At 70.1% G+C, this 22,948-nt stretch carries 19 protein-coding genes; 12 read left to right on the forward strand and 7 right to left on the reverse strand.

The features are described 5' to 3' along the window. The first annotated feature begins 29 nt into the window (after positions 1 to 29). The 3 genes from ACIP9H_RS39785 to ACIP9H_RS39795 are packed head-to-tail and all read left to right on the forward strand — an operon-like array spanning position 30 to position 1,767. On the forward strand, positions 30 to 347 hold the full coding sequence (locus ACIP9H_RS39785; RefSeq protein ID WP_360915789.1) for a hypothetical protein: 318 nt from the start codon (positions 30 to 32) through the stop codon (positions 345 to 347). Continuing rightward, entirely contained in the window at positions 344 to 715 is a 372-nt protein-coding gene (locus tag ACIP9H_RS39790; protein ID WP_401592687.1) for a type II toxin-antitoxin system death-on-curing family toxin, read from the forward strand. The genes ACIP9H_RS39785 and ACIP9H_RS39790 overlap by 4 nt, the downstream gene beginning before the upstream one ends. A gap of 20 nt (positions 716 to 735) precedes the next feature. After that, entirely contained in the window at positions 736 to 1,767 is a 1,032-nt protein-coding gene (locus tag ACIP9H_RS39795; RefSeq protein ID WP_401963810.1) for a WGR domain-containing protein, read from the forward strand. 373 nt (positions 1,768 to 2,140) lie between these two features. Here the strand turns inward: ACIP9H_RS39795 and ACIP9H_RS39800 are convergent, their stop codons facing one another. After that, the gene (locus tag ACIP9H_RS39800) at positions 2,141 to 2,560 is read right to left on the reverse strand and encodes a CoA-binding protein (protein WP_401592691.1); all 420 of its coding nucleotides are present in this window, start codon (positions 2,558 to 2,560) and stop codon (positions 2,141 to 2,143) included. A 338-nt stretch (positions 2,561 to 2,898) separates the two neighbouring features. Between ACIP9H_RS39800 and ACIP9H_RS39805 the strand changes: the two genes are divergently transcribed. Continuing rightward, a complete protein-coding gene (locus ACIP9H_RS39805) occupies positions 2,899 to 4,230 on the forward strand; it encodes a PP2C family protein-serine/threonine phosphatase (RefSeq protein WP_401963812.1) in 1,332 nt (443 codons plus the stop codon). 76 nt (positions 4,231 to 4,306) lie between these two features. On the opposite strand, the gene ACIP9H_RS39810 is transcribed toward ACIP9H_RS39805, so the two are convergent. Beyond that, positions 4,307 to 5,620, reverse strand: a complete 1,314-nt coding sequence (locus ACIP9H_RS39810; protein ID WP_401592695.1) for a DUF2254 family protein — start codon at positions 5,618 to 5,620, stop codon at positions 4,307 to 4,309. A gap of 349 nt (positions 5,621 to 5,969) precedes the next feature. On the opposite strand from ACIP9H_RS39810, the gene ACIP9H_RS39815 reads away from it, so the two are divergent. Further along, on the forward strand, positions 5,970 to 7,871 hold the full coding sequence (locus ACIP9H_RS39815) for an alkyl/aryl-sulfatase (protein ID WP_401963814.1): 1,902 nt from the start codon (positions 5,970 to 5,972) through the stop codon (positions 7,869 to 7,871). A 215-nt stretch (positions 7,872 to 8,086) separates the two neighbouring features. Here the strand turns inward: ACIP9H_RS39815 and ACIP9H_RS39820 are convergent, their stop codons facing one another. Then, positions 8,087 to 9,085, reverse strand: a complete 999-nt coding sequence (locus ACIP9H_RS39820) for an RNA polymerase subunit sigma-70 (RefSeq protein WP_401963816.1) — start codon at positions 9,083 to 9,085, stop codon at positions 8,087 to 8,089. A gap of 142 nt (positions 9,086 to 9,227) precedes the next feature. Here ACIP9H_RS39820 and ACIP9H_RS39825 point away from each other — a divergent pair, with 142 nt between their 5' ends. The 4 genes from ACIP9H_RS39825 (at position 9,228) to ACIP9H_RS39840 (ending at position 16,464) form a co-directional block, all read left to right on the forward strand. After that, positions 9,228 to 9,566 carry a ParB N-terminal domain-containing protein gene (locus tag ACIP9H_RS39825; protein WP_401592701.1) on the forward strand — a complete coding sequence of 113 codons (339 nt, stop codon included), beginning with the start codon at positions 9,228 to 9,230 and terminating at the stop codon, positions 9,564 to 9,566. After that, positions 9,566 to 10,120: a histidine phosphatase family protein gene (locus ACIP9H_RS39830; RefSeq protein WP_401963818.1), complete on the forward strand. Its 555-nt coding sequence runs from the start codon at positions 9,566 to 9,568 to the stop codon at positions 10,118 to 10,120. The genes ACIP9H_RS39825 and ACIP9H_RS39830 overlap by 1 nt, the downstream gene beginning before the upstream one ends. 58 nt (positions 10,121 to 10,178) lie before the next feature. Next, positions 10,179 to 11,378: a cysteine desulfurase-like protein gene (locus ACIP9H_RS39835; protein WP_401963820.1), complete on the forward strand. Its 1,200-nt coding sequence runs from the start codon at positions 10,179 to 10,181 to the stop codon at positions 11,376 to 11,378. Positions 11,379 to 11,898: 520 nt separating this feature from the next. Then, entirely contained in the window at positions 11,899 to 16,464 is a 4,566-nt protein-coding gene (locus ACIP9H_RS39840) for a family 78 glycoside hydrolase catalytic domain (RefSeq protein WP_401963822.1), read from the forward strand. A 93-nt stretch (positions 16,465 to 16,557) separates the two neighbouring features. Here the strand turns inward: ACIP9H_RS39840 and ACIP9H_RS39845 are convergent, their stop codons facing one another. Continuing rightward, positions 16,558 to 18,099 (reverse strand): PLP-dependent aminotransferase family protein, encoded by a 1,542-nt coding sequence (locus tag ACIP9H_RS39845; protein ID WP_401963824.1) that lies wholly within the window; start codon positions 18,097 to 18,099, stop codon positions 16,558 to 16,560. Between the two features lie 21 nt (positions 18,100 to 18,120). Between ACIP9H_RS39845 and ACIP9H_RS39850 the strand changes: the two genes are divergently transcribed. Then, entirely contained in the window at positions 18,121 to 19,047 is a 927-nt protein-coding gene (locus tag ACIP9H_RS39850) for a DMT family transporter (RefSeq protein WP_401592711.1), read from the forward strand. 301 nt (positions 19,048 to 19,348) lie between these two features. Then, entirely contained in the window at positions 19,349 to 19,828 is a 480-nt protein-coding gene (locus ACIP9H_RS39855) for a nuclear transport factor 2 family protein (protein WP_401592713.1), read from the forward strand. 52 nt (positions 19,829 to 19,880) lie between these two features. Here ACIP9H_RS39855 and ACIP9H_RS39860 read toward each other — a convergent pair whose 3' ends face one another. After that, positions 19,881 to 20,270 (reverse strand): hypothetical protein, encoded by a 390-nt coding sequence (locus tag ACIP9H_RS39860; RefSeq protein WP_401592715.1) that lies wholly within the window; start codon positions 20,268 to 20,270, stop codon positions 19,881 to 19,883. Positions 20,271 to 20,347: 77 nt separating this feature from the next. Here ACIP9H_RS39860 and ACIP9H_RS39865 point away from each other — a divergent pair, with 77 nt between their 5' ends. Then, complete coding sequence (locus tag ACIP9H_RS39865) at positions 20,348 to 20,668, forward strand: hypothetical protein (RefSeq protein ID WP_401592717.1); 321 nt, start codon at positions 20,348 to 20,350, stop codon at positions 20,666 to 20,668. A 149-nt stretch (positions 20,669 to 20,817) separates the two neighbouring features. Here ACIP9H_RS39865 and ACIP9H_RS39870 read toward each other — a convergent pair whose 3' ends face one another. Continuing rightward, the gene (locus tag ACIP9H_RS39870) at positions 20,818 to 21,207 is read right to left on the reverse strand and encodes a VOC family protein (protein WP_401592719.1); all 390 of its coding nucleotides are present in this window, start codon (positions 21,205 to 21,207) and stop codon (positions 20,818 to 20,820) included. A 242-nt stretch (positions 21,208 to 21,449) separates the two neighbouring features. Beyond that, positions 21,450 to 22,847, reverse strand: coding sequence for a carboxylesterase/lipase family protein (locus tag ACIP9H_RS39875; RefSeq protein WP_401592721.1), 1,398 nt, complete (start codon positions 22,845 to 22,847; stop codon positions 21,450 to 21,452). Between the last annotated feature and the right edge of the window lie 101 nt (positions 22,848 to 22,948).

Consider the following 22,948-nt stretch of genomic DNA (forward strand, 5'->3'; position numbering starts at 1 on the left):
GTGGTGCCACCAGTGGTAGCATCGCCACCATGAAGCCGTCATCGGAGAAGAAGGCGATGAGCCTCCGGTTCCCCGACCCGGAGCAGTACGACGCCATCGCCGCGGCCGCGAAGGCCGCCGACATGAGCTTGCAGGAGTACGTGCTGTCCGCGGCCTACGACCGTGCCACGGCCGTTGAGCGGGTCTTCCTCGACGCCGCCCGGCAGGCATCGGAGTACACCCGTGAGGCCTTCGCCGAACTCGGCGACGACCGGCCCGACACGGACCGCCGCGCCGCGGCCCAGGCCGCGCGCAACCGCCTGGCCGAGCTGGACGGCGCCGAGGCCGGCCACGGGAACGCCGCGTGATCCACCGCATCGACGTGCCGTTCCTGCTGCACGTCGCCGAGCAGATCGACGGCGACCCGCAGGTGCACGAACTGGGGGTGCTGTACGCCGCAGTGGCCCGCGTCCACTCCAGCGCCATGGACCGCGACTGCTACGGCTCGGACCACCTCAAGGCGGCCGCGCTCCTGCACCAACTCGCCCGAACCCCCTGCCTGGAGCACTCGAACCTGCAGTTCGCCTGGGTCAGCACCTTCGGGTTCCTGACCCTGCAGGGCCACCGCCTGGAGTACCCGCCCAAGGAGGCCGCCGCTCTCGTCCGCGACACGGAGGCCGGCCAGGTCACCGTGGAGGAGATCGCCGTGACGCTGCGCGGCTGGACCGTCCGATAAGTCGTATCGCGGCTCCGGACGTGGCTCGGCCCGCCCTGGCTCTCGGCGTCGTCGGGGTCGGGTACGGACATGTGCTGGAGGAACGGGTGGCGGACTGGCGGCGATTCGAGCTCCTGCGGGGGGCCAAGACCGAGTACCGGGAGATTCGTCAGGAAGGCATCCGCTGCTTCCTCCGTTGGGGCGTGATAGGCACCAGCGGCAAGGCGAGCACGTCGACGCTGGACGACGAACAGCACGCCGGCCGCCATGCTTCCCGCAAGATCAACGAATGGCTCCGCAAGGGCTTCGCCGAGGTCGAGCGGCCGTCTGACGCCGCCGAGCTTGACCAGCAGACGCCCGTCCTCGACGTGATCAAGTCAAGCACCCGGCCGCATGCCCCGGTCCCCGAGTATCTGCCGATCGATGGCTTTGACGAGACGTACCACCGCAGCCATGCCCCGGATCACCCGATGGGATTCCACGAGTACTTCGTGCTGCGAGACCAGGGACGCAGCGCCGTTCGCTTCACCGTGCGCGGACAGTGCCATGACCCCGCGGCCGTGTCGTCCTTCCTGGCCGTCCTCGGCGCCGGGCGCGACCTGCCCTTCGACGGGCAGTCCCACCACAAGGTGCCGCTGTCAACGCCGGTGGGACCTTTCAGTCACGCCTTGTTGTGCTCGCCGGCACTCGGGCAAGCCTGCATCGCGTATCCGGCCATCGCCGCTCGCGTCGCGACAGCCTTCCCGATCTTCGACTGCGAGATCGGCGACGCGGATCCGGAAGTCCTCGTCGACGCGCGAATCCGCGGCCGCGGTGCACTGCCTTACAGCGACTGGAGCCGCCGGCCACAGCCGGTCGTCGACCTCAGGTTCGATGTCCAGCCGTCCGACTACCGGCGGACGCAGACCTTCAAGGTCTTCAGGTCCGCGGACGTCAAGGCACTGTTGGACGTGCTCCCGACTGCGGCAGCCCAGAGTTGGCTGGAGGTCCGCTCCTTCCGAGGAGAGACCAGGCGCTTCACTCCCGAGACCGCCACACCGTTCTCCGAAGTCACCTCCTTCCTCCACGGCTGAGCCTGCTGGGAGCCTCGTCCGCGAACGCACACGACGCTGCGAGCAACATCCCGGCGATCCCGGGCCCGCTGACGATGAGCGGACATGAGAAGGGCATCGACATGCTCGCGCTCCGCCGGCAACTGCTGTTGTGCAGCGGCCGGTCGGCAAGCCCGCTTTCACCACCACCGACCGTGCCGCACTCGCGGGCCTCTTTCACCGCCTGCCGACCGTCGAACGGTGAGGCCTGCCGGCAGTTCCTGGATGTTCGCGCGCAGTTCGTCGGTGGCCGTCGCCCACGCCGGGCCGGGGGAGTTCTCAACTCTGCCCGGGAGCGGCCGACGTGCCATCGGCCGCCCGGGCCTGATGGGTGGCGGGCGGTTTGTGAGCGGTGTCAGCCCAGTCCGAGCCGGGGTATTTCGCGTCCCGGGGAGCGGTCCATGACCATGAGCAGGCCGGCTTCGCGGGTTCTGTCGTAGGCGGCCTTGTCGGTGACGCCGAGTTGGAACCAGACCGCCTTGGCACCGATGGCCACGGCCTGGTCCGCGATGTTCCCGGCGAGAGCCGAGTTGACGAAGACGTCGACGACATCGACCGCGAACGGGATCTCGGCAAGGGAGGCGTAGCCCTGCTCGCCGTGCACTGACTCGGCCTTGGGGTGTACGGGCACCACCCTCTTGCCGATGCGCTGGAGCTTCTCGGCCACGCGGTAGGCGGCTCGTTCGGGGTTGTCGGACAGGCCCACCAGGGCCCAGGTGTCTCCCGCAGCGGTGAGGATCCGCCTCATTGTCGTGTCGTCGCCATAGGTCGCCATACTCAGCTCCGCCGTGCGGTGGTCATGGGGAGTGTCGGGTCGGTGCACTTGGTCAGCCGCATGAGTAGACGTTAGCCTGACAGGATACTGTATGCAATACCTCCAGGGGTCTGTATGGCAGCCGGCCCAGGTGGCACCCGGAACATCGCGGTGCGGATCTTCCAGCCCCGCAGGCCCGCATCGGTGATCCGGAACGACAGTTCAGAGCCGCCTTCCCCCGACAGTGGTGGGCGGCTGGTGACCATGCATCGCGCCGGCCGCACAAGGGAATGCACGGACGGAGGGTCGAGAGGTGCGGCTTTCATGGCACTTCATGTGATTTATGCAAGGATTTGTTCATGGACGGGGCCGGTGGTTCGGAAAGGGGCGGGGACGGTGGTGTGCGGTTTCCGTTGGATCCGGGGCTGCAGAGGATCTCGGCGGAATTGCGTGACCTGGGGAGGGCACAGCGGCGGTTGCAGGTGCTGATGGCGGCGATGCTCGCGGTCAGCCGGGAGCTGGATCTGGGGGTGGTGCTCTCGCGGGTGGTGTCGGCCGCGGTGGAGGTGACCGGGGCGCGGTACGGGGCGTTGGGTGTCCTGGACGAGGACGGGGTGGGGCTGGCGGACTTCATCACGGCGGGGCTGGACGAGGAGGAGCGGGAGCGGCTCGCGGGGACGCATCTGCCGCGAGGGCGGGGGTTGCTGGGGTATCTGATCCGGCATCCGGAGCCGTTGCGGGTGGACGACATCGCGCGTCATCCGCAGTCGGTGGGTTTCCCGGAAGGTCATCCGGCGATGAGGACGCTGCTGGGGGTGGCGGTCCGGGTGCAGGAGCGGGTGTACGGGAATCTGTATCTGTCCGAGCGTCGGGACGATCTGCCGTTCGACGAGGAGGACGAGGCGATGCTGGTGGCGCTGGCCGGTGCGGCGGGGGTGGCGATCGAGAACGCCCGGCTGTTCGAGCGGGTGCGGGACAGGAGTGAGGAGTTCCAGCGACTGTTCCTGCCGCGCCTGCCGGATCTTCGGCCGTTCGAGGCTGCCGCGGTGTACCGGCCGGCGGGTCGGCCTCAGCGTATCGGTGGTGACTGGTACGACGTGTTCGTTCTTCCGGACGGCGCCTGTGCCGCGATCATCGGTGATGTCGCAGGGCACGACCTGCATGCCGCGGCTGCCATGGCGCAGACCCGCAGCATGCTCCGCGCGCTGCTCTGCGACCGTCCGGTGCCGCCCAGTTCCATCCTGAAGCGGCTGGACGCCACCGAGGACACACTCGACATGCAGTGCCTGACCACCGCGTGCCTGGCCCGGATCGAGCCCGCTGGGTCGGACGAATGGACGCTCACCTGGAGCACGGCGGGCCATCCCCCGCCTCTGCTGGTCACCCCGGACGGGCAGGCCCGTTACCTGGCCTTCGAGCCGGATCTGCCCCTGGGCGTCGACCCGCTGGGACACCGGTGCGATCACACGCGCCGGCTGCCGCCCGGTACCACCGTGGTTCTGTACACCGACGGGCTGGTGGAGCACCATCGGCGGCCCATCGACGCCGGCCTGCGCACGCTGGCCGAACTTGCCGCGGCACACGTGGGCCTTCCGTTGACGGAGTTGTGCGACGTCCTGGCGGACCGGCATCCCAGCGATGGCCACGACGACCTGGCCGTTCTCGCCCTGCGTACGCCTCCTGCGCGCTGACGCGGAGGCATCCGACGGAGCCCCCCGGGTCTCCGACCAGCCGCACGGGCTCCGCAGGACCTTGTGTGCGGCACCGTCACTCGGAAGTGTCCTGCGGTGCAGCGGTGCCGCCGAGGCCCTGCCGGTCGGGCTGGGACGCGACGTGGTGGAGGAGCGGGTCGGGCAGGCGTGCGGCGGCGAGACGTTCCAAGGCCTCGGCGCGGTCGGTGATCGGTGGTCGGCGGCTCGGGGGTGCTGCTGAGAGCAGGCTGAGGAGAAGGGCATTGAGGCGCCGCACGGTTTGCGGGGTGGAGGAGCCGTACAGGAGGGTCTCGTCGAGTGCGAGGGAGACGAGGTCCTCCCATTGAGGCGCGTGCAGTCTGACGCGGGGTGTGTCGTGCGCGTCGACGAGCCAGACGGGACCGAGGGGCCGGTGCGCGAGTCGCAGCAGGGCGTTCTCGATCTGGTCGAGTGCCTGGACCGCCGTGGTGGGGTCGTTGATGCCGGGAGACAGGGCCCGGATCGCGATGTCGGCCAGCAGTCGCAGTCCGTATGCGGCGTCCTGCCGGAGGCTGCGGCTGGGACCGTAGCGGATGCAGGCGCTGACCCGACGCGCCAGGCGCGGGTCGGTATCTGTCCCTTCCGCCTCCACGTCGGCCACGACTTGGCCCGTCCCGGCGAAGTCGCCGACGGCGTGGGTCAGGCGGATGCGGACGTGGTGGCGGGCGGCGAGCCGGGTGATGCGTTCTTCGTCGATCCACGTGATCGTGGAGGGCCGCCCCCGATGAACGGCGGGAAACGAGTTCACCTGGTCCTCGTGGAACGGACGTGGTTCCGGACCGGTCTCGGCGGCCGCGGGATGGGCCAGATCGATGGCCGCGCGCAGACGTTCCCCGACGGCTCGGGAGAGGCCGCCACCGGTGACGGCGTGACGGAGCGAGGCCAGCAGGCGCAGGACGATGACAGCGTCCAGGAGTACCAGGACAACGGCCAGAGTCACGCTCAGGCGCGGGACGCTGTCGCCACGGACATGGCTGAGTGTGACCAGCGCATAGAGAGCCGTGCCGATCAGCAATCCGAACAGTACGAGGTAGCGGCTGAAGTGCCCCAGGGCCGCGACGAGCCGTGGCGACATGGCCTGGACGGTCTGCACGATGAGGGTGATGGCCGTGACGATGAAGCCCGCCAGCGTGATCATGCTGCCCGCGACGGAGGCGAGTGTCGCCTGCGCCGTACTGGTGTCGAATCCCAGACCTGGTGTCGGCAGATGCCGTTCCCACAGCGGCAGGAACCACCCCAGCAACCCGCCTCCCACGACCAGGATCAGCGCGATGCTTCGACCGTGCAGGCGCCGGGCATGGTGGATGCCCCGCGAATGAACAGGGCGTCGGGTTGTCACCTGGGCCGCCATGAGCGCATCGCCGAACCGGTACTTCCGGCGTCACTGGGGCCGGCTCCCATGATCCGGCGGTTCCGGGCCAGGGAGGAGCGCGGCCTGCCGCACGCGTGCCACCCGGCCACGGGCCGACCACCTCGCTTCTCACCCCTGGGACCATGGAACCTCGATCATTCAGCGCGGTCGGCCGTCGTGCGAGCCGGCCCGGTCCGCTCGGATGAGGCCTCGCGGGCGGCAGGGCTGCGTCAGGCTCCCCGACAGCGCAGCACCGCTGGTGGAGCCGCAGATCCCGGGCGAGGATTCGAGGCGTCACGACACATGCCGCGGTGGCCGATCGTGCTCCGGGCCTGCGAGGGAGACTGCCTTGTCCCAGCACAGCGGAGCCAAGCCCGCCCAACCTGCCGTCGCCCAGGCCAACGAGCAGGTGACATCGCGCTTCCCGTTCGACGACACCCAGGATCTGGCCGATGCCCGGCGCGGATTCCTCGGTACCGCCTCGGACGACGTCATCCGCGACCGTGCGGGGCGCTCGGTGTGGGATCTGGGCGCCTACGGCTTCCTCGACCAGGACTGCCCGGACACCGCCAACCCGAGCCTGTGGCGGCAGAGCCGGCTCTGCTCGGATCACGGCCTGTTCCAGGTGACCGAGGGCATCTACCAAATCCGCGGCTTCGACCTGTCGAACATGACGCTGGTGGAGGGCGACCGCGGGGTTTTCGTGATCGACCCCTTGCTGTGCGCGGAGACCGCGGCGGCCGGCCTGGCGCTGTATCGCAGCCACCGCGGTCAGCGGCCTGTCACGGGAGTGCTGTACACGCACAGCCACGTCGACCACTTCGGCGGCGTGCGCGGGGTGGTCGGCGAGCAGGAGCTCACCGACGGCGTGCCGGTGCTGGCCCCACAAGGATTCCTGGAGCACGCCGTCAGCGAGAACGTTTACGCGGGCACCGCCATGGGCCGCCGCGCCGCCTACATGTACGGAGCGGCACTGCCCAAGGGCGGCAGTGGGCAGATCGGCGCGGGTCTGGGGCTGACGACGTCGACCGGAGCTGTCGGCCTGATCCCGCCGACTGCTGACATCACCCGCACCGGACAGGCGGAGACCGTCGACGGCATTCGCATGGTCTTCCAGCTCACCCCGGGTACGGAGGCACCGGCAGAGCTGAACATCCACTTCCCCGACCACGCGGCACTGTGCATGGCCGAGAACGCCACCCACAACCTGCACAACCTGCTGACGCTCCGGGGCGCCGAAGTACGCAACCCGCGAGTGTGGGCCCGCTACCTCACACAGGCCGTCGAGTTGTTCGCGGGGGCCAGCGATGTCGTCTTCGCCTCGCACCACTGGCCGACCTGGGGCCGCGAACGCCTCACCGTGTTCCTCACCCAGCAGCGTGACCTGTATGCCTACCTCCACGACCAGACCCTGCGCATGCTCAACCAGGGTATGACCGCACTGGAGATCGCCGAGGCCCTCCAGATGCCCCCCGCCCTGGAACGTGCCTGGCACACCCACGGCTACTACGGCTCGGTCAGCCACAACGCCAAGGCCGTCTACCAGCGCTACCTCGGCTGGTTCGACGGCAACCCCGCCCACCTGTGGGAACACCCCCCGGTCGAAGCCGCCCGCCGCTACGTCGACTTCATGGGCGGCGCCGACGACGTCGTACGCCGCGCCCGCGAGTCCTTCGACGCCGGCGACCACCGCTGGGTCGCCCAAGTCCTCGACCACGTCCTGTTCGCCCATCCCGACCACGCCGACGCCCGCGCGCTCCAGGCCGACGCACTGGAACAACTCGGGTACGGCAGCGAGAACGGCACCTGGCGAAACCTCTACCTCACCGGTGCCCTCGAACTCCGTCACGGCTCCGTCGGCACCCCCACCGTCACCGCCTCGCCCGACGTCCTTGCCGCACTGACACTGGACCAGCTCTTCGACGCCCTCGCCATCCGCATCGACGGCCCCCGCTGCTGGGACGCGAACATCACCGTCCGCTGGAACATCAACGGCAAGGACCCGATCACGCTCACACTCCACAACGGAGTCCTCACCCACACCTCCGCGATCGGACCCGCCACGCCGCACCCGCATCTCGACATCACCCTGGAGGAAGCCGACCTGCGCGACCTTCTCCTCGGCACGAGCAGCCCTACCGACCTCCAAGCACGCCCAGGCATCCGCATCGCCGGCGATCCGGGCAAACTGGAAGAACTCCTCGGCTACCTCGCAGCCCCGGACCCCGACTTCGCCATCGTCACACCCTGACCGCCACGACGAGGACACAGGTTCGGCCAGTCCTGCTTGCGGCGGGTTCCGGAGCGAAGAGGGAGGGTGTCGCGCCGGGTTGCGGCGCGATAGTCGCCGAATGGCCGGGCCACGTTCGGGCTCTCACGAACCGTTTTCAAAATCCCGAGCTACCTCGCCGCCTGCAAGGCTTTGGAGCGTGCGGGATGCCCGCGACATGAGTGCCCCTCGCCGCACTACTCCGCGCCGTCCGCCAACAGGCGCTCCGGCAGCCCGAGCCGCGGGAACCGGTCGGCGTGGAAGATGACGATCTCGGTGATCACCCCGCCGGAGATGCGGAGGACGTCGAGCGTCAACGGCAGGTGGGCGCTCTCGCGTTCGTTCCAGAGGTAGAAGGCGACAGCGGGCTGCCGGTTCACCGACGTGGGGACGCCGCGCAGTCCCTGCATGCCCTCGAAACCGTCCTCGACCCAGTCGGTCACCACCGCGTCCCGGCCCAGGGACAGGCCCGGCGTCGGCGGCATCGAGCAGCGGGCGTCGTCACGGAGCATGCCGGCGAGCCGGGCGACGTCCGTGGCCACGCTCGCCTCGGTGAAGCGACGGACCAGCTCGCGCGTCCCGGAGTCCTCGGCGCCGCCGCTCCAGTCCTGCCGCTCGGCGGGCAGGTGCTCCCGCATGCCGGCGCGGGCCCGTTGCAGCGCGCTGTTGACGGAGTTCACGGAGTCGCCGAGGAGTGCCGCGACCTCCTTCGCCGGCCAGCCGAGCACGTCGCGCAGGATGAGCACCGCGCGGGGGCGCGGCGCGAGATGCTGGACGGCGACGAGGTACGCCAACTCGATCGTCTCGCGCGCGACGGCGACGGTCTCCGGCTCGTCGGCGCCGGCCGCGGGCAGCTCGTCGAGCAGCCGGTCCGGGTAGGGCTGCAACCACGGCACCTCGCCGCCGGTCGCGGGCTCCGGGCGGCGCTTGGCGAGCAGATCCAGGCAGGCGTTGGTGGCGATCCGGTAGAGCCAGGCCCGGAAGGTCGACCGCCCCTCGAAGGTCTCCCGCCGCCGCCAGGCCCGCAGGAACGTCTCCTGCACCGTGTCCTCGGCGTCCTCGAACGACCCGAGCATCCGGTAGCAGTGCACGTGCAGCTCCCGCCGGTGCCGCTCCGCCAGCCCGGAGAACGCCGGCTCGTCGCCCTCGCCAAGGCCGCTCCCGCCCCGCTCCGCCGGCCATGTGTCCGCACTCATCACGTCGTCATCCTTCCGTCCTGTCGTGTCCCGCTACAGGTGTGACGGCTGCGGGCGCGAGAAGTCATCACCGGGACCGGTCGGCACGGCTGAGCGCTCCCATCCCGGGCTCACGGCGCGGACGGCGAAATAAGCTGCTTCCATGTCGCTGTCGGAAGTTCACCTGCCAACGGCCCTCGTCGCGCGATACCGGGCGGTGGATCGCGAGATCGTCGGCTCGGCGATCGTGGACACCCCCCGTCATCTGGAAGCGCTCACGGCCAGCATCCGAGCACACGGTATGCGCACACCGCTCCGACTCGGCTTCAATGAGGAGTTCGCGACGCTGGACGGACATCACAGGGTCGCCGTAGCGATTCGGCTCGGCCTGAAGGCCGTCCCGGTCGTCTTGTTCGCAGTCCCGCTGACCCCGCGGCCAGGACATGCGCAGCCGATGCGTCCCACGGACCTGGTCGTCCTCCGGGAAGCGGCAGGTGCGTGATGGCGGTGGAGATCGTCTACGAGACGCACGCGACCACCACGGACAACGAGGCAGGCATCGCGACCGGTTGGCTACCGGGGCGGCTCTCGGAACTGGGGCGCCGACAGGCCCGGGAGCTGGGTGAGCGCCGAGCGGGTGACGGCCTCGCGGCCGTGTTCACCTCCGACCTGCACCGCGCCGTGGAGACGGCCCGCATCGCGTTCCCCCACGGCCGGCCCCCGATCCACCAGGACAGTCGACTGCGGGAGTGCAACTACGGGGAACTCAACGGCGACGCGCTCTCCGTCGTCGCCGGTCAGCGAAACCTGCGCATTGACGATCCGTTCCCCGCGGGCCAGAGCTACCGCCAGGTCGTCGCGGCCACCCGCGCTTTCCTCCAGGAGCTCGCCGCCGACTGGGACGGCCGGACGGTCCTGGTGATCGCTCACTCGGCCAACCGATGGGCACTCGATCACCTGCTCGTCGGCACGCCGCTGGAAGACCTGCTCCGCACGCCACCGGCTTGGCGCCCCGGCTGGCACTTCACGCTGCCTGGCGACTGGGCCGCGAACTGATGCGTCGGTCGCGATCGGGACCGTGCGTGCGGAGTCCGGGCTCGGGCAGGATGGGTGCATGCATCTCGATGTCCTGCGCATCCGTGACGACTTCCCCGCGCTGCGGGAGAAGGTGGCCCACTTCGACGGGCCGGGCGGCTCACAGGTGCCTCGCCAGGTCGCCGAGGCGATGGCTGCGGTGATGTGCTCGGGCATCTCCAACCGCGGCTCGGTGACAGCAGCCGAGCGCCGTGCCGAGCAGGTCGTCACGGAGGCGCGGCAGGCCATGGCCGACCTTCTGGGCTGTGAGTCGCGTGGTGTTGTCTTCACACGGTCGGCGACGCAAGCGGCGTATGACGTTTCCCGGTCCCTGGCGCGGCAGTGGACAGCCGGTGACGAGGTGGTCGTGACCCGTCTGGACCACGATGCCAACATCCGGCCGTGGATCCAGGCGGCTGAATCCGTCGGCGGGGTGGTGCGGTGGGCCGCGTTCGACCCCGAGAGCGGTGAGTTGAGCGTCGACGCCGTCCGGGAGCAGTTGTCCGGCCGGACCCGGCTGGTGGCGGTGACCGGTGGGTCGAACGTGCTGGGCACGCGCCCCGACATCGCGGCGATCGCGGCGGCCGTTCACGAGGTCGGAGCCTTGCTGTACGTGGACGGGGTGCACCTGACGCCGCACGCGCCGATCGACCTGGCCGGCATGGGCGCCGACTTCTTCTCGTGCTCGCCCTACAAGTTCTTCGGCCCCCACCATGGTGTCGTGGTCGCCGATCCCGGACTGTGGGAGGAACTGCACCCGGACAAACTGCTGCCCTCCACCGATGACGTCCCGGAACGTTTCGAGTTGGGCACCCTGCCGTACGAGATGCTGGCCGGCACCACCGCGGCCGTGGAGTACATCGCCTCGCTCGCCTCTTCCTCGGGCGACCGGCGCAGCCGGGTCCTGGAGTCGATGCGAGCGGTCGAGGCATACGAGGAGCGGCTGCTGGGACGCCTGGTGGACGGGCTGTCGGGCATCGGAGGGGTGCGGCTGTACGGCGCGCCGGCACGCCGTACGCCGACGGTGTTCTTCTCCGTGGCCGGAGTGCCCGGCCGGGAGGTGTACGAGCGGCTGGCGCGGCGCGGTGTGAACGCCCCCGCGGGCAACTTCTACGCGCTGGAGGCGTCGCGGCTGCTGGGGCTCGGCGACACGGGCGCGGTGCGTGCCGGGCTCGCACCGTACGTCGACGGCGAGGACGTGCAGCGGCTGATCGACGGTGTCGCGGAGGTGGCCGGGTAAGCCGCGGGTGTCGGCCGGGCCGCGCCGCGACGTTCAGGCAGGCCGGGGAACCACGCGGACCCGGGCGGAGCGATCTGTTCCTGAGTGACGCACCAGCGCTTGCCGCTCGGCCGTTTCCGGGCGGAGGTCTGCGCTGACAGGGCGCACAGAGCGGTGACCATCGTTCCGCCGCCCGCCCCGAGCCCTGATACGCCGTGTCGGCCGTCATCGTTCGCGGTCGTGGACTCGCCCCCTCCGTGCGCTGGCGGCTGCCTGCCGGGCACCGGACGCCACCAGGTCGGCCCGCTGCCCCGGGGATGCTTGGCCCGTCGACTTAAACCGATTCATTGATCTCGCGCAACCGTTTCATCAAATCTGTCCAACTCATTGCCATGGAGGGGTAGTCACCGCCAGGGTGTGATTGAAGCGTTTCAATGACTCTTCTTGAGGAGCGCCCGTGCGTCAGCAGATCGCCGCGGTGGTCGCTGCATCAGTCCTCGTCGCGGTGGGACCCGCGACGGCGACGGCAGCAAGTCCACCCGTGACCTCCACCGCCCCCGCCGCAGCTGCAACGAGCGTCGGCCATTTGACGGTCAACGCCCTTGACGACCCGCTCGGCATCCCGTTGACAGCGCCCACCCTGGGCTGGCAGCTCGGCTCCGAACGCCGCGGGGTCACGCAGCGGGCCTACGAGATTCGCGTTGCCTCCTCGGCCGGCCGCATCGAGAGACCCGACGTCTGGGACAGCGGAAAGGTCACCTCAGGCCAGTCGGTCGGTGTCCGATACGGCGGCCCCGCGCTGCAGCCGCACACCGACTACGTCTGGTCCGTCCGGGTGTGGGACGACCGGGGCACCGCCTCGCAGTGGAGCAAGCCCGCCACGTTCGGCACCGCTCTGGGCGACCAGCCGTGGACCGCCGCGTGGATCGGTGCGGACACACCGGCGCTGGGTGCCAAGTGGAAGGACTACACGGTCGAGTTCACCGCTTCCGACATCAACGGGGCGCTCGGTGTCTACTTCCGCGGTCAGGACACCGAGAACGCCTACATGTGGCAGATCAGCGAGACCGACGACGCATTGCGCCCCCACGTGAAGCGCAACAGCAACTACTCGGTCCTCAAGGCGACACCGTTCCCGGCCGGGTTCGACTTCGCCGCCGAGCACGACTACGCGATCGCCGTCGACGGCGCCACGATCACCACCACCGTCGACGGCAAGCAGCTGGACCAGCGCACCGATGCGACGTTCGGCGGCCCCGGCACGATGGGTTTCCGCACCAGCGGCGCGGAGCGCGGTCTGGTCCACGACGTCACGGTCACCGGCGCCGACGGCACCGTCCTGGTCGACACCGCCTTCCCGGCGGGCGACCGCACCTTCGCGTCGGGCACCGTGACCGCCGGCGGCCTGCGCGTCGACAGCGCGGGCGGCGAGGCCTGGCTGCGCCGCGACGAGCCGGTACCGCTGCTGCGCAAGGAGTTCGACCTCGGCGGCAAGAAGGTCGCCCGGGCACGCGTCTACGCGTCGGCGCGCGGTGTGTACGAACTCCGCCTCAACGGCGCGCGGGTGGGCGACGCCGAACTCGCGCCCGGCCTGACGGCGTACGACAAACGCATCGACTACCAGACCTACGACGTGACCCGGCAGGTCCGCGCCGGCGCCAACGTCCTCGGCGCCGAGGTCGCACCCGGCTGGTACAGCGGCAAGGTCGCCATGTTCGGCACCGACGTCTACGGGCAGGACGACTCGGTGATCGCCCAGATGCTGGTCGAGTTCACCGACGGCACCAGCACCACGATCCGTACCGACGGCACCTGGACCACCACCTCCGGGCCGACCCGCGAGGCCGACCTGCTCGACGGCGAGTCCTATGACGCACGGGTGGCGAAGCAGGTCGCCGGCTGGGACAAGCCCGGCTTCGACGCCGCGAACTGGGCCGCGGCGGACGTCCGCGACGAGCCGGTGAACGTACTCGAACCGCAGACCGCGGTCGACGTACGGGTCACCCAGGAGCTCAGGACCGCGAAGCGGATCGACTCGCCGACCGCCGGCGTCTACCTCTACGACCTCGGGCAGAACATGGTCGGCCACGTCCGCCTCACGCTCAAGGGCGAGCCCGGCCGGACGGTGACGATCCGGCACGGCGAGGTGCTCAACCCCGACGGCACGCTCTACACCGCGAACCTGCGTACCGCGAAGGCGACCGACCACTACACCTTCGCCACCGACCAGCCGGAGACGTTCGAGCCGTCGTTCACCTTCCACGGCTTCCGGTACGTCGAGATATCCGGTGTCGACCAGGCCCCCGCGGCCAAGGACCTGGTCGGTGTCGTCGTCGGCACCGACGGCGACCTCACCAGCAGCCTCGACACCAACTCCGCCCTGGTCAACCAGTTGCAGAGCAACATCGTCTGGGGCATGCGGGGCAACTTCCTGTCGATCCCCACGGACACCCCGGCGCGCGACGAGCGGATGGGCTGGACGGGCGACATCGATGTCTTCGCCCGCACCGCGGTCTACAACATGGACGCGCAGTCCTTCCTGGGCAAGTGGCTGCAGGACCTGCGGGACACCCAGCGGCCCAACGGCTCGCTGCCCGGCGTCGCTCCCGTGGTCCCCGGCCGCTTCGACGGCGGCTACGAGTCGGCGGGCTGGATGGACGCCGGCGTGCACGTGCCGTGGACGGTGTGGCAGGCCTACGGCGACACCGACGTCATCCGCGAGAACTACGACATGATGAAGGCCTACGTCGACTTCCTCGACGCGGACTCCACCAACCACATCCGCTCCGCCGGCGGCTATCTCGACTGGCTCAACCTCGACGACGCGACCCCGGCCGACGTACTCGACACCGCGTTCGTCGCCAAGAGCACACGGGAGTTCGCGCAGATGGCGGCCGCCGTCGGCCGGGACGGCGACGCGGCGGCGTACCAGCAGCGCTACGAGGCGATCAGGTCGGCGTACCAGGCGGCGTTCATCGGCGCCGACGGCACCGTCAAGGGCGACAGTCAGACCTCGTACATCCTGACGCTGACCAACGGCCTCGCCCCCGCCGACCGGCGCGACGCGATCGTCGCCAAGTTCGTCAAGACCCTGGAGCGCCGCGACTACCACCTGTCGACCGGCTTCCTCGGCGTCGACGGACTGCTGCCGGCACTCACCGAGGCGGGCCGCTCCGACATCGCCTACCGGCTGCTGCAGCACACGGACTACCCGTCCTGGGGCTACGAGATCGGGAAGGGTGCGACCACCGTCTGGGAACGGTGGAACTCCATCAACCCCGACGGCACCTTCAACGACGTGGGGATGAACTCGTTCAACCACTACGCGTACGGCGCCGTCGGCGAGTGGATGTACCGCACCATGGCGGGCGTCTCGGCGGCGGAACCGGGCTACCGCAAGGTGCTCATCGCCCCCGAGCCCGGTGAGGGCATCGACCACGTCGACTTCAGCCACCAGACGCCGTACGGCACGGTGCGCAGCGCGTGGGACACGACGGGCGGCGCGATGAAGCTCGACGTCACCGTGCCGGCGAACACCACCGCCGAGGTGCGCATCCCGGCGGCGAACCGCTGGGCGGTCACCGAGGGCGGCACGCCGATCGGCGACGTCCATGACGTGACCTACGTCGAGCAGGCCGGCGGCGATGCGGTGCTGGAGGTCGGCTCGGGGCACTACGCGTTCGCGGTCGACCCGGTGCTCGGCGACCTGGGGGCGGCCCGGGCCCAGGCGGAGTCGTTCGCCGACGATGTCGACGCACTGCAGGTGCGCGGTCTCGGCAAGATCGCCAAGGGGCACCTGCAGCTTCGTACCGCCCTGACGCGGAAGGAGCTCGACGCCGCGTGGCGCCTGCAGGCCCAGGGCGCGGACGAGCGGTTGACCGCCGCAGCGGTGCACCGTGCGCTCGCCGGCGTGGCCGACCTCGACCGGTGGACGCAGACGTACGCCGATCAGGGCGCGATCGACAAGGCGGCGGCCACGAAGCTGCGTGACTCACTGGCCGGCATCGAGAAGATCCTTTCGCGGGCATCGTCGCGCCTGGTCGGCGCGGTGGCCACGCTGGACGTGCCGGCCGGCGAGATCCTCCCGGGCGACGTCGTCCGCGTGAACGTCGCGTTGAAGAACACCGGCAAGCAGCCGCTGACCGGAGTCGATTCGACGCTGCGGGCACCCAGCGGCTGGACGGTGAAGTCCGTGGGCCGGCACGCGTCCACCACGGGTGCGGGCAGTACGGTCGAGCACGCCTACGACGTCACGGTGGCGACCGACGCTCAGGCCTCCGTCGCCGACCTCACCGGCTCGGTGTCCTACCGGTACGCGGGGGGAACGGCGACGCTGCCGGTGTCCGCGGGCCTGGTGGTCGCCCCCGGCGTCGCCATCGAGGGCGTGTCCACCGCGCCTGATCCGGCCGGCCCGGGTGAGCGGGCCACCGTCGCCGCCGTGCTGGCCAACCGCACCAAGGTGGTGCAGTCCGGCAAGCTCACGCTCGCCCTCCCCGACGGCTGGACGGCGCCGGACCCGACCGGCTACCGCCTGGACCCGGGGGAGCGGGCAACGGTCGAAGCCGTCGTGACGGTGCCGCTGACCGTCGTCGGTCAGAAGGCCACGGTCACCGCGGCGACCGGCCCGACGGCGGCGGAGCAGGCGACCGGCACGATCGCGGTCTCGCTGCCGACCCCGCCCGCGAAGTCGAGCGACCACATCGACCTCGGTGACGGGCCGTCGGAGTCCGCCCACCGGCTGACGGCGTCGGAGCACTCGGGGACGAACACCGAGGCCGGGCTGACACGCCGGTACACCCACTCCTCCTACCCGGGCGGCTGGTTCGAGTTCGATGCCGCCGTACCGACCACCGGCCGCTTCGTGGTCCGCATGGTCGAGACCTTCGACGGTGCCCGGCGCAAGACCTATGACGTCCAGATCGACGGCAAGGCCGTGCACAGCGTCGACCTGAGGCGAAGCGAGGGCGGCCAGGGCACGATCACCCACCAGTTCGTGGTCGAACCCTCCGCCGCCACGTCGGACGGCACCGTGCGGATCCGCTTCCAGGACACCGACGCCGACTACGACCCCTCGATCGCCGACGTGTGGGTGATGCCGGTCGACTGAGCCGCCGACGACCGTCGTGTGCCTGAGCACGCCCTGCGGAGGGTGCTCAGGCACACGACCGGCATCCGGGAAAGCCATGGGACCCCCGCGGCCTCAGGGACGCAGCCCGCGCAGAGCGGCCCCGATGGTGGCGATGCCCTCCTCGATGTCGTGGACGGAGCCCGCCGCGTAGCCGAGCACCAGGCCGGGCGGCCCGGGGCCGATGCGATGCCAGGACAGCGGATGCACCTTCACGCCCCGGTCGAGCGCCGCGGCGGCGAGGGCGCCGTCCGGCGGGTCGCCGAACGTGACCATGAGGTGCAGGCCGGCGGCCGTCCCGTGCACGCGCGCACCGGGCAAGTGCTCCTCGATCGCTCTCAGCATCACGTCCCGGCGCCGGCGGTGGCGCCCCCGGACGTGGCGCAGATGCCGTTCCAGCTCGCCGGAGTCCATCAGCCGGGCGAGGACCAGCTGGGTGAGGACGCCGTTGCCCAGGTCGGCGTACCGCTTGGCGGCCACGACGGCGTCCAGCCGGTCCGGCGGTACGAGGAGCCATCCGATGCGGAGCGCGGGCGCGAGCAGCTTGGAGACGCTGCCCGCGTAGCAGACCCCCTCGGGCATCAACGACCGCAGCGCCGGCACCGGTGGCCGGTCGTAGCGGTGCTCGGCGTCGTAGTCGTCCTCGATCACCACCCCGCCCTCGGCGGCCCAGCCCAGCAGCTCTCTGCGGCGTTCCCCGTCGAGGACGACACCGGTCGGGAACTGGTGCGCCGGGGTCAGCAGCACCGCCCGGGCGCCACTGGCACGCAGCGCACCGACGTCGAGGCCACCCGCGTCCACACGGATGGGCACGACCGAGTGGCCTCCGTACTCCAACTGCTGGCGCGCCCCGAGGGATCCGGGGTCCTCGACGGCGACACGGCGGATGCCGTCCGCCAAGAGAAGTCGCGCGAGCAGGCTCAGAGCCTGCGCCACCCCCGCGACCACCACGACTTCCCCGGGGTCGGCGCGGATGCCGCGGTTGCGCGCCAGCCAGCCCACGACCGCTCGGCGCAGGGCGGGCGTGCCCCTGGGATCGCCGTAGCCGAAGTCGGCCGGGGCGGCGTCCGCGAGGACGGCACGCTCGGCGCGCAGCCACCCGGGGCGCGGGAAGGCGGCGAGGTCGGGGACACCCGGTGACAGGTCGATGCGGCAGGGCATGGCCCGCAGCACGTCGACGACGCCGTCGCGGTCGCCCGAGGAGAAGATCGCGGCCCCGGATCCGGCTCCGGTCCCCGGCACGTCGTGTGCGCGCCCGGGCGGAGCGGCAGGGGCCGCCACGACCACCGTCCCCAGTCGACCCCGACCGGCGACCTGTCCCGACTCGGCGAGCCGCCGGTAGGCCTCGGTGACCACGCCCCTGGTGACGTGCAGCTCCTCCGCCAGGACGCGACTGGCGGGCAGCCGCGCTCCGACGTGCAGCCGGCCGTCGGCGATGGCGGACCGGAGCCGGTCCGTGAGCCAGGCGGTGCGCCCGCCTGCGGGTACGTGGCCGATCTCCAGTTGCAGGAAGTCCGAACCCGGTGAACCACCGGGGCCCGGCGCCTTGTCGGCTGGATCCTCCGCCTGATTGGACCCCTCCACCGATGCCTTTGTGGACCTGTCCATGACGTCCATTGTGCGGGCAGCGTGAGTGGTATGCGCACACCTTCCGCTTCCCTCACCCCGCTCGTGCCCGGCATGTTGGGGATGGCGCTGGTCGGCAGCAGCGTCACCGTTTCGCGCACCCTGGTGGACGCCCCGCTGTTCACCGCGCAGGCGGTTCGCTATGCGATCGCCACGGTGATCCTGCTGGTCGTCGCCCAGTTCGCCGGGACACGGCCGGTGCGGCCGCGTGGACGGGAGTGGCTGTGGTTCGCCGGGATCGCTGTCACCGGTCTGCTGCTGTTCAACGTGGCCGTGGTCCGGGGCGTCGCCCATGCCGAGCCCGCGGTGGTCGCCGTCGCGGTCGCGTCCGTACCGGTGGTCCTCGCGGCGGTGGGCCCGGCGCTGGAGCGGCGCCGGCCCAGCCGGCAGATCCTGTTGGCGGCTCCCGTGGTCGTGACGGGAGCGGTACTGGTGGAGGGAACAGGCCGCACAGACGCCGTCGGCGTGGCCTGGGCAGCGCTGGCCCTGGCGTGCGAGGCCGCCTTCACCCTTCTCGCGGTACCGGTCCTGCGCAGGCACTCCCCGTGGGGGGTGTCCGTGCACGCGATGTGGATGGCCGCCGTACTCCTGGCCGTTCTCGGCGCGACCTGCGAAGGGCCCTCGGCAGTGGGGGAGTTGTCAGGTCCCGAGTGGGCCGCCATCGGCTACCTGGCGTTGATGGTGACGGCGGTCGCCTTCGTCCTGTGGTACTCGACGGTCCGCGCCGTCGGCTCCGGGCGGGCCGGACTGCTCACCGGCATCGCGCCGCTGGCCGCGGCGGCCGTCGGCGGCATCTCGGGCAGCGGCACGCCGAGCCCGTCGGTATGGCTGGGGATCACCGTGCTCATCCTCGGCCTGGTGCTGGGCCTGCGCCCGCGGAGCGCTCCTTCCGTCGAGGTCGCACGCGTGGATCCGCCCACCTCCGCACGGACCAGGTAGCAGCGCCGGACGTCGGCCACGCCCAGGCTCGTGACGTCACGCGATCCGGCGGGACCACGCGATGTCTCGGCGCATCAGCTCTGTTCCAGAACGGCCGAAGGGCCCTCGCCGTACGAGCCGGCCGTCCCGGCACCTGTGAACGACATTTTCATCGAGTGAAAGCTTTTGGCGCGCCCGGCGATTCCTGGATAACGTGCGGAGTGCCTGGTTCCGATTGCAAAGTGGAGTGAGCTGGGCGTGAGGTACCCCATCTGTTCATGCCGTGCGGCCTTCCAGGCTGCTCTGACCGAAGTGAGGGAACTTGATTAACGCTCAGGATTACAACGACGTGTTGAACGTAGTGCACCAGGACTTTCACCTCTGCGACTCCAAGGATTTCAGCGGCGAGCGGTCACTGTGGGCCGACGAACTCACCGTCGACTTCGGGGGTGTCAATCCGGAGGCTGAGGGCGTCGTTGCCGCCGACACGCTGATCGACGTCTGGGAGCGTCAGCTCAGGCCCCTGGAAGTCGTGGTGCACATGCTGTCCAGTCAGATTGTCACCGTTGACGGTGACGAGGCATCCGTCACGTACTACCTGCAGGCGTTGCATTACCACTCGGCTCTGGGTGAAAGCGAAGACGTGAACACGTGGACTCACTACGGCCGGGGTACGCACGGGCTGCGTCGCATTGACGGAAGCTGGAAAGTGGTCTCCGTGAACTACACGGTTCTTCACAACGTGGGAAACGCCGCGATGATCCCCCAGGTCATCGAACTGAACGCGTCGTCGGGGAATTGAGGTTTTCTCAGGGGAAATGATCTTGCGAACTTCCCTGTCGCGGTAGACGGACTCACACCCCTGGCGGGATGGCGAACGGGTCGTACCCCTCGGGCATGAAACAGCCGTAGTCCTGGAGTGGTTGCGGATCGTTCAGCACGATGCGCTTCCACTCGCCCGCAGGTGAGAGCCCGTCTGGGCGGTCCAGAACTCGTTGGCCCGGGAGTCCGGCGGACGCTGGCGCGTCGGCTGCGAGTCGACCGAAGCGGTCCAGCAGAGCCCAGACAGCGTCGTAGACATCACGGATTTCCTCGGCTGCCCCCTCCTCGGTGATTTCAGCGGAGGCTTCCCGGTATGCCGCGCGGGCCGAAGCGACAAAGCGCTCCGGGTCGATGATCACCACGTCCTGGCGCATCCGAACGCTGATCGTCATACCCGGCGTCGGGGTTGGCATCTCATCCACCGGCCCACGGTACTGCGGCGGAAGCGCGACCAACCGCGGATTCTCCGTTGTGCACGGCCAAAGGGCAGGCGCCGACTGTGAGATCCACTGGGCATTCGGTTCAAACGCGGACACCGAGCCATCTCGACCGGTACGAATCGGGCGGGTCCCGCCGGCGGTCGGGCCTGAATTCCCTGGCAGGACAGGTTTGGCAGGATCATGTCCGCCAGTCCGAGCAGGCCCTGCACACCGACACCCGGTCCACGAACACCCTGATCAGAGACCTGCGCGCCCTCGGCGAGCGCGCTGCCGCCGAACTCAGGGAACGCTGGCGCGCACTCAAGCACGTCACGCTCGGCCCGACCCGCATCGGCGACATCGTCCGCGCAGCCCTCGTCCTCAGCGGGCAGTGGAAGTGATCTTCATTGAGAAAACCTCACTGCTCTGATTCCAACCCGATGGGCTGCTGGAGCGGTGACCCTGGTGGCGGGCATGAAGCAAGGCGGCGATCGGTGGGTCACCGTCCTGTGACAGCGAGGGTCGAGTTGCTGTACCTATACAGAGGGCCTCAGCCGAGGTAGTTCGCGCGTCCTTCGTCGTCGAGCTCGAAAGCGCCCTCAGGGATGATGCAGAACTCATTGCCTTCAGGGTCCGCCATCACCAGGAAACCCCCGTCGTCGTACTGCTCCAGTCTGCGCCCGCCGAGCGTCTCCACCCGCTGCTGCTCGGCTGCGGGGAAGGGCGAGGTGATGTCGAAGTGCATACGGTTCTTGCCCGACTTGGCCTCGCTGGTCCGCTGGAAGCCCAGGCCGAGGCCGTTCTCCCGCCGAAGCCATACGTACGGGCCCATGCGGCCCACGACGGGCCTGCCGAGCAGCTCGGACCAGAACTCAGCGAGCCGCTCGGGGTCAGTGGCATCGACGATGAGCGCATTGACCTGCATGCGGGAATCGGTCATGCACCTGATCCTCTCACGGCGGCGTTCAGGACAACGAGCACAGCGTGAGCGGTGGCACCCTGTCCCGACCAATCCAGTCCGCCCAGGTCATGGGCGGACCCCCTTCGGCGTTCTCCTCGGGCTGGTGGGGTGTGCCGTCATCGGTCGCCGGCTGAACCGGCGGGAGACCGCTGACGCCCCCACAGCCCGGGTCGGGCGCGGGCCCACCGCTCGTCCACGCCCGGCGGACTCCGGGGAGGGCGTTACACCTTGTCCGCCCAGATCTTCCGGGACGCGGACTCGGGATCGGCCACCACCGAGACGGGCACGTCCCAGATCCGCGTGAGCGCCTCACCCCTCCGGTACTGCGGCCAGCCGGGGTCACCGGTGGCGGCGAAGGCCGTCAACGACCTGCGGACCTCCTCGGCCAGGCCGATCGCCTCCGGCGGAATGGCCTCGCCGAGGAGCATGCCCGCCATCGGGCCGTGGAAGTTGCCGAACGTCAGCGGCACGTCGAGCAGGTGGCAGGCGCCGAGCGCCCCGCCGAACACAGGGGTCGGCCAGGCCACTTCGTAGCACCAACTGCGGCCGGTGTGCTCCTGTGCGCACCACATCGACGGGATGCGGAAGAACGCGTCGGACTGGATGAGCAGGTACAGATCGGCGTCGGAGGCGCCCGGGTACGCGGCTCGGTAGGCGTCGAGCGGAACGCCGTGCATCGCCGCGACACCGGAGACGTCGACGGCGGACAGGTCCTCGCCCATCGCCATGGCGAAGAACCGGTACTCGTCGCTGGTGTACCCGGTCATGAGGTCGACCTCCGCACGCAGGCCGCGCCAGGGCTGGTCGCGCACCAGATCCCCGTCCACCACCGGTCCGTAGGGAGTGACCTCGCCCTCCCTGGACTGCACGGCGTGGATCGCCTCGGGCGCCACGCCCGCGAAGGCCTCGGAAGTGAGCGGAACACCGAGCGCCGCCGCGATCCGCTCTGCCGTCTCACGCGCCCGCTCTTCCGGCAGAAACGCCGCTGCGACACTCTGCCCGATCGCCCGGCCGAACAGCCCGCGGCCGGCCTCGGCGGCCGTCAGCGCCGCCACAGAGCTGCCTCCCGCCGACTGCCCGAAGATCGTCACGTTGTCCGGGGCGCCGCCGAAACCCGCTATGTTCTCCTGCACCCAGCGCAGGGCGGCGAGTTGGTCGAGCAGCGCCCGGTTGTGCGGCGCGTCCGGCAGCCAGCCCAGGCCCTCGAAGCCGGTGCGGTAGTTGAGGGTCACCAGCACGACGCCCGAGAGGGCCAGGTTGGTGCCGTCGAACTCGGGCTGGCTCGCGGAACCAAAGATGAACGCTCCCCCGTAGAGCCAGACCATCACCGGGAGACCGGCCGCCCCGGAATCGGGCGTCCAGACATTGACGGTGAGGCAGTTGGTGTCGTCGCCGGGGTGCCACAGCGCCGGCAGGGGAGGCATCTGGGCCTGCGGCGGCGCGGCGCTGAAAGCGGTGGCGTCGAGGACGCCGTCCCACGGCTGCGGAGGCTGCGGCGCCTGGAAGCGCCTGGGGCCGTCGAGGGGCGCGGCGTACGGAATGCCCTTGAAGACGGTGACGCCCTTGTCCGTGACGCCTTGAACGGCGCCCTGCGTCGTCTGCACGAGGATCTTGTTCACAGGGATCCCCGGTGGGTGGAGTCGGCCGGCTGACGGACCTGAGAAGACATGGGGCTGACTTTCCGGGCCCCGCTCGAGGCATGGCCCTGCACTCATGGAAA

The sequence above is a fragment of the Streptomyces sp. NPDC088732 genome, assembly GCF_044751205.1.
GTDB lineage: Bacteria > Actinomycetota > Actinomycetes > Streptomycetales > Streptomycetaceae > Actinacidiphila.